Origin of the sequence: Kamptonema sp. PCC 6506, assembly GCF_000180455.1 — a bacterium.
In the GTDB taxonomy this organism is placed as follows: domain Bacteria; phylum Cyanobacteriota; class Cyanobacteriia; order Cyanobacteriales; family Microcoleaceae; genus Kamptonema; species Kamptonema formosum.
Window position 1 is genome coordinate 23,961 of the sequence record NZ_CACA01000343.1, and the last position, 8,649, is coordinate 32,609.

General features: G+C 45.6%; 6 protein-coding genes. 3 read left to right on the forward strand and 3 right to left on the reverse strand.

Annotated elements, in window-relative coordinates; translation table 11 throughout:
* Positions 1-38 precede the first annotated feature (38 nt).
* The gene (locus OSCI_RS23360) at positions 39-1,631 is read left to right on the forward strand and encodes a hypothetical protein (protein WP_007357641.1); all 1,593 of its coding nucleotides are present in this window, start codon (positions 39-41) and stop codon (positions 1,629-1,631) included.
* A 120-nt stretch (positions 1,632-1,751) separates the two neighbouring features.
* Here OSCI_RS23360 and OSCI_RS23365 read toward each other — a convergent pair whose 3' ends face one another.
* The 3 genes from OSCI_RS23365 to OSCI_RS23375 all read right to left on the reverse strand — a co-directional run bounded on the left by OSCI_RS23365 (position 1,752) and on the right by OSCI_RS23375 (position 6,071).
* Complete coding sequence (locus OSCI_RS23365; protein WP_007357642.1) at positions 1,752-2,651, reverse strand: succinate--CoA ligase subunit alpha; 900 nt, start codon at positions 2,649-2,651, stop codon at positions 1,752-1,754.
* 198 nt (positions 2,652-2,849) lie between these two features.
* Positions 2,850-4,109 (reverse strand): ATP-grasp domain-containing protein, encoded by a 1,260-nt coding sequence (locus OSCI_RS23370; protein WP_007357643.1) that lies wholly within the window; start codon positions 4,107-4,109, stop codon positions 2,850-2,852.
* 468 nt (positions 4,110-4,577) lie between these two features.
* Positions 4,578-6,071, reverse strand: a complete 1,494-nt coding sequence (locus OSCI_RS23375) for a glycosyltransferase (RefSeq protein ID WP_007357645.1) — start codon at positions 6,069-6,071, stop codon at positions 4,578-4,580.
* Between the two features lie 177 nt (positions 6,072-6,248).
* Here OSCI_RS23375 and ebsA point away from each other — a divergent pair, with 177 nt between their 5' ends.
* Together ebsA and OSCI_RS23385 are read left to right on the forward strand one after the other, a co-directional pair.
* A complete protein-coding gene (gene ebsA / locus OSCI_RS23380; RefSeq protein ID WP_007357646.1) occupies positions 6,249-6,623 on the forward strand; it encodes a type IV pilus biogenesis protein EbsA in 375 nt (124 codons plus the stop codon).
* A gap of 895 nt (positions 6,624-7,518) precedes the next feature.
* Positions 7,519-8,589: a phosphotransacetylase family protein gene (locus tag OSCI_RS23385; RefSeq protein WP_007357648.1), complete on the forward strand. Its 1,071-nt coding sequence runs from the start codon at positions 7,519-7,521 to the stop codon at positions 8,587-8,589.
* Positions 8,590-8,649 lie beyond the last annotated feature (60 nt).

Consider the following 8,649-nt stretch of genomic DNA (forward strand, 5'->3'; position numbering starts at 1 on the left):
TGAATAGCGCACTTTACTTGATTCTGGAGAAAATGTCAATGCTATTAACCCTTGAAACAATCGGCAACTGGAATCCTCAGCTATTTCGAGAACTCAAAGGCAGATTTAATTTTCGCAATGTCACGATTGCAGCTTCTATCTCTATACTATGTCAGTCTCTCCTAGTAGCCATAATTTCAGCCCCATCTTATACTGATACTGACTCTTGGGAAATTAACTCCCAGGAATGGTTCAATATATTCCAAAGTCTCAACTGGATTTTGCCAATTATCTTAGTCTTAGGTGGTGCCTATATGCTCATCGGCGATATGGCGAAAGAAGAACGCCGAGGCACTCTCAATTTTATTCGATTGACTCCGCAACCAAGTCAGAGCGTTCTAATTGGTAAAATTTTAGGAGTTCCAGTCTTGCTCTATTTCGCAATTGCCTTAGCATTACCTCTACATTTGTGGACTGCAACTAGCGCAGGTGTGGCTTTTGGCTTTGTTTTGACAATTTATTTAATGGTAGGTGCTATTTGCAGTTTCTTCTACAGCGGGGTACTTTTATCCACGCTGCTAGGAGCATCACAACCTTGGGCAGGAGCCATTTTATCCCTACTATTGGCATATCCACTCTTACTACTACTTAACTTCTTCATTGCTGTATTAACAGAAAATAGAGATGTGCTAGGGGATATCAATTTACCATTGAACTGGTATTATTTGCCAGTCGGTTCTAATTTAGGAATTGCTTGTTTATTTTACCTACTAAGTATCTGTTTGGGAACCTGCTGGATTTGGCAATTATTAAACCGCCGCTTCCGCAATCCTAATGCTACAACCATCAGTAAGTCACAAAGTTATCTATTAGTAACTTGTGTCAATCTTTGGATGTTAGGGTTTGGTGTAATCCAAACAGACTCCTACCTAATTGAAGGTATAAAGTATATCTTTTTGTTCTTTTTGTTCTTTTTGCTCCCTTGTTACTTTCTAATTTTAATTGCTGCTTTGTTACCTCATCGCCAAGCTTTACAGGATTGGGCGCGGTATCGTGGAGAAAGGAAGAATGAGAAAAAAGGAATAAAAACGATTTTTTCAGCTTTCCCAGTTGCAGTACAGGATTTAATCTTAGGTGAAAAAAGTCCTGCACTGGTCGCGATCGCAATTAATATCGCTATTACTGCTGCGATTTGGATACCTTGGATGTTGCTGTTACCTGAACAAAATAATTCGCTTTTTAACACCTGGGAACAATATTCAAAAAATCAAGTTATCCTAACTTTTTTCTTGACTGCTAATTTGATTTTAATCTGTGCTGCGATCGCGCAACTCACGTTGTTAATGAAAACTCGCAAACCAGAAATCTGGGCTGCTACCGCAGTTAGTGCAGTGATTATCTTACCACTGGTAACTATGGCAGCGTTAGGTTTTACGTTTGAGAAGAATCCTGATTGGTTCCTGATTTCACCATTGGCCGCGATCGCGATTCAAAAGGCCTCAACAACCGCCATTTTCCTGACAATTCTCGGTCAGTGGAGCGTTTTAGCACTTTTGAGCCTGCAATTAACCCGACAGTTGCGAAAAATTGGTGAGTCTAATTCTAAATCACTGCTAGCAGTTCGTCCCTCTTTACCCGCTAGCAGTAATTAATTAAACGTAGGGTGGGCGATCGCCGACAACCATCGATCGCTATGAGTTATAAGCTGGAAGCGGCGAGCGCCCACCTTACAAGTTATTCACAACTAACAACTAACAACTAACAACTAACAATTAACCACTCTTCTTAAGAGCCTTTTTCACCAATTCTGGAATCTGAGAAATTCGCTCAGCAACAGGTATTTTTGCCTCTTGAAAAGCCGCAATTTTACTTTCCGCCGTGCCTGCCTCTGTTGTCCGCACAGCAGCACGAGAACTAATTAAAGTACCCGCATGACCCAAAGGTTGACCCTTCGGCGCGTAACGACCAGCAATGTAAGCAATAACAGGCTTATCGATCGCCTCAGCAATGTAAGAAGCCGCCGCCTCTTCACTCCCACTACCAACTTCCCCTACCAACACGATCGCATCCGTACTGTCATCCTCATCTAAAATTTGCAGCCATTGCATAAAAGACGAACCAACAATCACATCGCTACCAATACTCACCCCAATCGACTGTCCCAACTTCGCATTAGTAAGCTGTAGGGCAATTTCATAAGTTAGCGTATTGCTACGGCTAATTAGTCCCACCGGGCCTGGAGTGTAAAATTCACTTGGATGCGTGCCCAGCAACAACTTATCTGGCACAATGATCCCCGGACAATTTGGGCCGACAACCAGAGTTTCCGTTGCCTCTGCTTTTCTAACTAAACGCACCATATCTAGGGGAGGTACGCCTTCTGTGACAATTACGATCTGTTGGATGCCAGCCGCGATCGCTTCTAACGCCGCATCTAGCACCGAATAAGGGTGTACAAAAATTACCGAAGTGTCAATCTTGCCAAAAGCAGACAGTGCTTGTTCCACAAGGTCAAAAACTGGAATTCCGTGCAACTCTTGCCCCCCCAGGCCCGGACTCACCCCCGCAACTACATTCGTCCCGTAGGCTTTCATCATCAAGGCAGCTTGAGTTGAGGCGGGAGATTCTGTAATCCCTTGCACTAAGACTTTGGTCTGTGGAGTTAAATTCATGCGAATGCCAGTTGACAGTTTAGGGGCTAGGGGTTAGGGGAAAAAAGGGGCTAGGGGCTAGGGACTAGGGGCTAGGGGAAGAAGGGAATTATAGAATCAATGGTTTCAGGAATTCAGAACTTCCTAACCGACGAAAGCGGTTGCTATAACAGTTGACAGTTAACAGTTAACAGTTAACAGTTAACAAGTTAACAGTGACTACTTAGCCAAGGATACAGCTTGTGCTACCGCCTCATCCAACTTTTCTGCCAGTTGCAGTGAAAGTCCCGCTAAACGCTCTTTAGTTGTGTCCAGTTGATCGCCCACTAAGCGCAGTACAATCTGCGGATTACGGTTAGCGCGGGCTTTTCGTTCCAAATAGGTCGCGATCGCCAACGTCATTTCCTCACCAGCAGCCACACTGCCCAATATATTAACCAGTACCACCTTAACGCTTTTATCCTGACTCACCAACTCCAAACCCCTTTCCAACCGCTCTCGCAGCGTATCTGTCAGTTCATAGCGCTCAAAGGAACCTAAATTCAAGAAATTAGCTGGCTTTCCCTTAGCATGAGTTACAGCATCCAGCGTAGCCATTGTCAGACCAATTCCATTGCACAAAATCCCAATATTGCCTTCAAGTTCCACCAAATTTAGTTGAGAATGGGAAATTGGCTGCTGCGGATTGGAGTTAGCATCAAGAGGCGATCGCCCCACATTCGAGTCATATCTTCGTAACCCAGAGACTGAGGAGTGGGAAACTTCCCCCGATGCTCTCGCCCCACTCCCCCGCTCAATATTTCCCCTACTCCCAAACTGTTTCTTACCCACCAATCCCGCCAAGTCTAGATGCCGTCCCAGAGCCTCATCATTAGCAGTTACTTTACCATCTAGAGCCATCACTTCACCCGATCTGCTGATCCCCAGAGGATTAATTTCCACCAAATCCAAATCTTTCTCAACAAACAACTGGTACATCTTCTCCACGATCGCGCTCACCGACTGAATCAGCCCTCCCTGCAATCCCATTTTGAGCGTCAAGCGTCTGGCATAGAAAGGCGAAAAATCTTGGTCTACAATCACCTGCTGCATTTGAGCGATCGCCGCCTCTACATTAATTCCACCTTGTTTAGAACCCAGAAGTACCGGCCGACGAGCAACAGGATCTAAAAGCACAGCCAGGTATAATTCTTGGTCAGCATCATACTTTGCCTCAGCCAGCAGCACTTCTGGGTACTCATCCATAATCGGCAAATTAAAAATTGTCTGAGCCGCCGCCACCGCATCAATCGTATTTTCCACAAACTTGATGCCCCCCGCCCGGCCCCTACCACCTGCTCGTACCTGAGACTTCAGTACAACAGGATAGGGAATTTTTAGCCCCTTTAAGTCTGTTGGGTAATCAATCCGTTGCGATGGCAATACAGGAATCGCCATCTCCCGAAATAACGCTTTAGCTTGATATTCTAATAAATCCATTATTGGTAATTGGTAATTGGTAATTGGTAATTGGTAATTGGTAATTGGTAATTGGTAATTGGGATACACAGATTTTACAGATTCCTCTGATTTCACAGACTAAACGAGCGTGACTCTAACTAATCCGTGTAATCCGTGTAATCGGTAAAATCCGTGTTCATAATTGGTAATGGGTAATGGGTAATTAATTGGTAATATCAGTTACAGAATGTGTTGCCTACTTGGGAAAAAGTAATTGTAATTTGCAATTATTTCGAGTCAAAACTTAAGCCAAAAGAAACAATTTGTCAGTGTCAACTAAGTGTAGCACCTTTGCTAAGTATAGTTCAACAAGCTCAAATTAATCGCAACCATTAATTTTTTTTGCTTCCTCCGTAAGTCCTGCATGAGTTTTGAATTAATTACCAATAACTCATCAATTACCAATTACCGATCACCAATTACCAATTACCAATTACCAATTACCAATTACCCATTACCAATATCACTACCTTGATGAATAGTTTTAACCCATTTTAGCTGCTTCGGTCGTACCGAAATCCTTGCCGTCACGCTGCCGACAACTACCAACCAGTGCAACATATACAGCGTACCGCGCAGGGTTTGTAGTAAAGTAACAAAAACATTAGAAACAGCAAATTTCGTCTGCCTGCGAGTACGGCGCAGCCCTATAAACATTCCTACCAAAGATAGAGTAACCGTCATCACAGTTAGAGGGCTAGTTATCGGCAAGCGGCGCAGAACAATCGACATCAAAGTATCAGGCAACGCCACAGTAGGTAAAAGATATTGCGTTACCCAAAACCCAAATAAATCCCAAGTTTTCCCAGTTCCCATCCGGTTGCGAACAATCAATCGCCAGTAATCCAGATAACGTTGATAGCCACCTTCTGCCCAGCGGTTCCGTTGATGCCATAAAGCCAAAGCATTAGTAACACCTTCTTCCAGCACAGCCGGAAAAGCTAAAAATTCAATATCCCACTTGTCTAAATGTAGTCGAATTGTTAAATCCAAATCATCAGTAATAGTCTCCTCATTCCAGCCCCCGCAGCCCTCCAGAGCACTGCGTCGGACAAACTGACCATTACCCCGCAATTCTCCAATCCCACCTATAGCAGTCCGCTGCTGTTGGAAAAAACTATCGAGAGCCATCTCCGACTCTTGGCCGCGAGTCCAAAAATTTAGGGGAGCATTCGCGATCGCTTTTCGCACCTGTACCGCTCCCACCTGCGATCGCTCAAACATCGGCAACACCCGCCTCAGCAGATCCGAAGTCACGATCGCATCAGCATCAAACACCGCCAATATTTCCCCCTTAGTCATCGGTAACACTTGATTGAGCGCTCCCGACTTACCCCCACTAGCATCTGACCCTCGGCGAAAGACACGCAACTGAGCGTACTCTTCAACCAACTTTTCCAACACCTCTGGAGTTTTGTCCGTGCTGTAATCGTCAATCACCCAGAGCTCATATCGGCTAGTCGGATAGTCTATATTGCAGATCGTCTTGACCAGATCGCTAATCACCGCCTCCTCATTTTTAGCAGCTACCAGCAGCGAGACATAAGGCCAATTCTCCCGATCTTCCTCACTCTCGGCACTCAAAGGCTCCGGTATAGATTGGGGCTTAGCAAACAAAACCCTACAGGCGTGAATCCATAACAAGCCTGTCAAACCCCAAACTAACCACGAGCCCCAAGAGACTAAGTGGAGAGTAATCGTACCACCCCAGATTATGGTCAAAGCTACAGCCGCTTTGCCCCTGCGCCCTCGGTATAAGGTTTGAGGGAAAGAAGGCGAAAAGGGAACATTGGAAGATGAAGAGAGGGGGATGGCGGGAGAGGGGAAAATTCCCTGACTCCGCCAATCATCTACCATACCCTGTTCCTCCTGAGCTAACTCAGGGATATCTAAGCTAAGTTCGCTTATGGAATCGCTGTCTGGCCAAGAACTCTCCTGCATAGGTAACAAGATTCAACCACCAATAGGTTCAGATTTTTAGGGACAAGTATTCACTTTATCAGTTTGTAGGCTTTTAGCTCTACTGGTTGTTGGCAAGTTTAGCCTGCGAATCCCTAGTATAGTTGGGTTGTGGAGTTTCCCATCCAAATTGAGATTAATTCTCTGGAGATCCTGATTATGTCTATTCCTCAACTGAAGCCAGCCGATGAGAAAGAGGCCAAAGTCTACGCGCCCTTCTGCCAGGAAACGAGGCGCAGATTTTTACCTTTAGCTATTAGCCTCTACAAGCTCAAAAGTTTAGAAGGAGCGCGGAAAATTGATGGGGGCGAGGATATTCCCTTTGTTGCTAGTTGGAATGTCTCCTCACTGCCAATTGACTTGACTCGCTGCCGCGTACTGTTTGATGGCAATGCCGAGCTTAGTTATGAAGTCACTCTGCAAAGTTCGGAGTTTGTCAATTTCTTAATTGATGTACTGCTGACTTTTCAGCGCACTCGTACAGTGGATTTTTCTAAAGGATTTTACCGCAAGCTGATGCGCCTTGATGATTAAGTTGGATTAGGAGATGAGTGAGGATGGGGGAGATCGGGGAGATCGGGGAGATTGCTATATTGCGATCGCAACCTAGCGAAGTTTTGATATCTAGGATTTACGCACCCCACCAAAGAAACCGGGTTTTTTAGAGAATCTGTGGGTGCGGGCGAAGTATTTTCGTAAAAAACCCGGTTTCTGGAGTCCCATACGTAAGTCCTAAGTTTTTCTGAACTTACGCAAAAGGTAATTTTTGTAATTACAAACGCAGTGAAGCAATCTTTTACTTTTGCTACAGCTTTACAAGGTCAGAAATTACGCAAAAATATCTGTAATGCCGCGTACAAAAACCGTCAATAAACCATTTTTCCGATCTGCGTTACTGCACAAGCCTGCTTAAATCCTCAAAAGTAAATCCTAACCAAGTAAATTTTTCTCTCTCCCCGATCCTCGCTATCTCCCTCTCTCTCTCCTCCCCAGCCTCCCCGTTCTTTAATGATTTATCCTTCTCTATGCCCCCCCTCAATCAAAGTGGTGTATCATAAATTGGAGCTTGGGAAGCAAATGCCTACCACCAACCACAAACAATAAGTAAGCACAACCTCGAATTCGAGCAAGTGTCTAAAGGCTTTAAGGCTTACGCCATTGTGTGTTAGGTTCGCCTAGCCCTCAAGAATCCCATCCAGTTCGGCAGAGCTCACGGCGAAGCCTAAGCGGGGTGAGAGTGTCAAATATGTAATTCTTGTCTAAAAACAAGAAATTCAAACTAGCCACCAAAACAATTGTTAGAAGGCTCTATCCGTGCAATTGTCAAACTTTGTGCGTGATTATAGGGCGAAATCTGGCTGTTAGTTGCGAATTTCGGTAGAAAAATGAATTTGTCCAAATTTACAGGTCGAAATTGAGGAGTGAGGGCGTGGCGAAATCCGCCAATTATTTGCTGATTGGATCGACTGAAGCTTATAGCGGTAAGTCTGCGATCGCGTTGGGAATGGCTTGTCAGTTCCAAGCAAAAGGACAAGCTATCGGCTATGGCAAACTCCTAGCAACTTATTTCCGCGACGATCGCGCTGATGGGGCAGACGAAGATGTGCGATTCGTGGCCCAGACGTTGAAGCTTTCAGAAAGCCAGTTGCAGCCAACTCTGCTGTCGCTGGACGAGGTTACGATTCACAAACGGCTACGGGGCGAAGATCGAACTGATTATCGCCAGTCTCTAGCTCGCCACGCGCAAGCGCAAGCCCCTGGCTTGGTGCTGTTAGAGGGGCCAGGTAATTTGGAAGAGGGTAGTCTATTTGACTTATCGATACCTCAAGTGGCTGAGACAGTTGATGCCTCTGTGCTGCTGGTGGTAAGGCCAATTTCCCAATTTGTCGATGCTCTACTCTCGGCTAAACGGCGCTTAGGCGATCGCTTAGTTGGCATTGTAGTTAACGATGTTCCCTCTGAACAGCTAGAAGTAGTTACAGGAATGGTGCGACCATTTTTGGAAGGCCAAGGCATTCCTGTATTGGGAATACTTCCCAGAAGTGCTTTGCTCCATAGTGTCAGCGTTAACGAACTGGTGCGGCAGTTGAAAGCCGACGTACTTTGTCGTTCCGACCGTTTGGACTTGATGGTGGAATGTCTTTCTATTGGCGCGATGAACGTCAGTTCCGCTCTAAAATATTTCCGCAAAGCGAGAAATATGGCAGTAGTTACGGGAGGCGATCGCACGGACATTCAGCTAGCAGCCTTGGAAAGCTCGACCCAGTGCTTGATTTTGACCGGCCAGCTCCCCCCTTCTCCCCTGGTTCTCAGCCGGGCAGAAGAGGTGGAAATTCCCGTTTTGTCCGTTGATTTGGATACCCTGACCACAGTGGAAATTATCGACAGAGCCTTTGGCAGTGTGCGCCTGCACGAACCGATTAAGGTAGAGTGCATCACTCAGTTAATGGCAGAGCATTTTGACATTGACCGACTGATAGCATCTTTAGGTCAAGTGTAAGCGCAAGGGGGCAGAGGAGCGGGGGGCGGGAGATGGGGGGAGATGGGGGGAGATGGGGGG

Excerpts from the sequence above, each read along its gene's own strand:
- OSCI_RS23365 (WP_007357642.1), bottom strand. The coding sequence starts at position 2,651 with ATGAATTTAACTCCACAGACCAAAGTCTTAGTGCAAGGGATTACAGAA.
- OSCI_RS23360 (WP_007357641.1), top strand. The coding sequence starts at position 39 with ATGCTATTAACCCTTGAAACAATCGGCAACTGGAATCCTCAGCTATTT.
- OSCI_RS23375 (WP_007357645.1), bottom strand. The coding sequence starts at position 6,071 with ATGCAGGAGAGTTCTTGGCCAGACAGCGATTCCATAAGCGAACTTAGC.
- OSCI_RS23370 (WP_007357643.1), bottom strand. The coding sequence starts at position 4,109 with ATGGATTTATTAGAATATCAAGCTAAAGCGTTATTTCGGGAGATGGCG.
- ebsA (WP_007357646.1), top strand. The coding sequence starts at position 6,249 with ATGTCTATTCCTCAACTGAAGCCAGCCGATGAGAAAGAGGCCAAAGTC.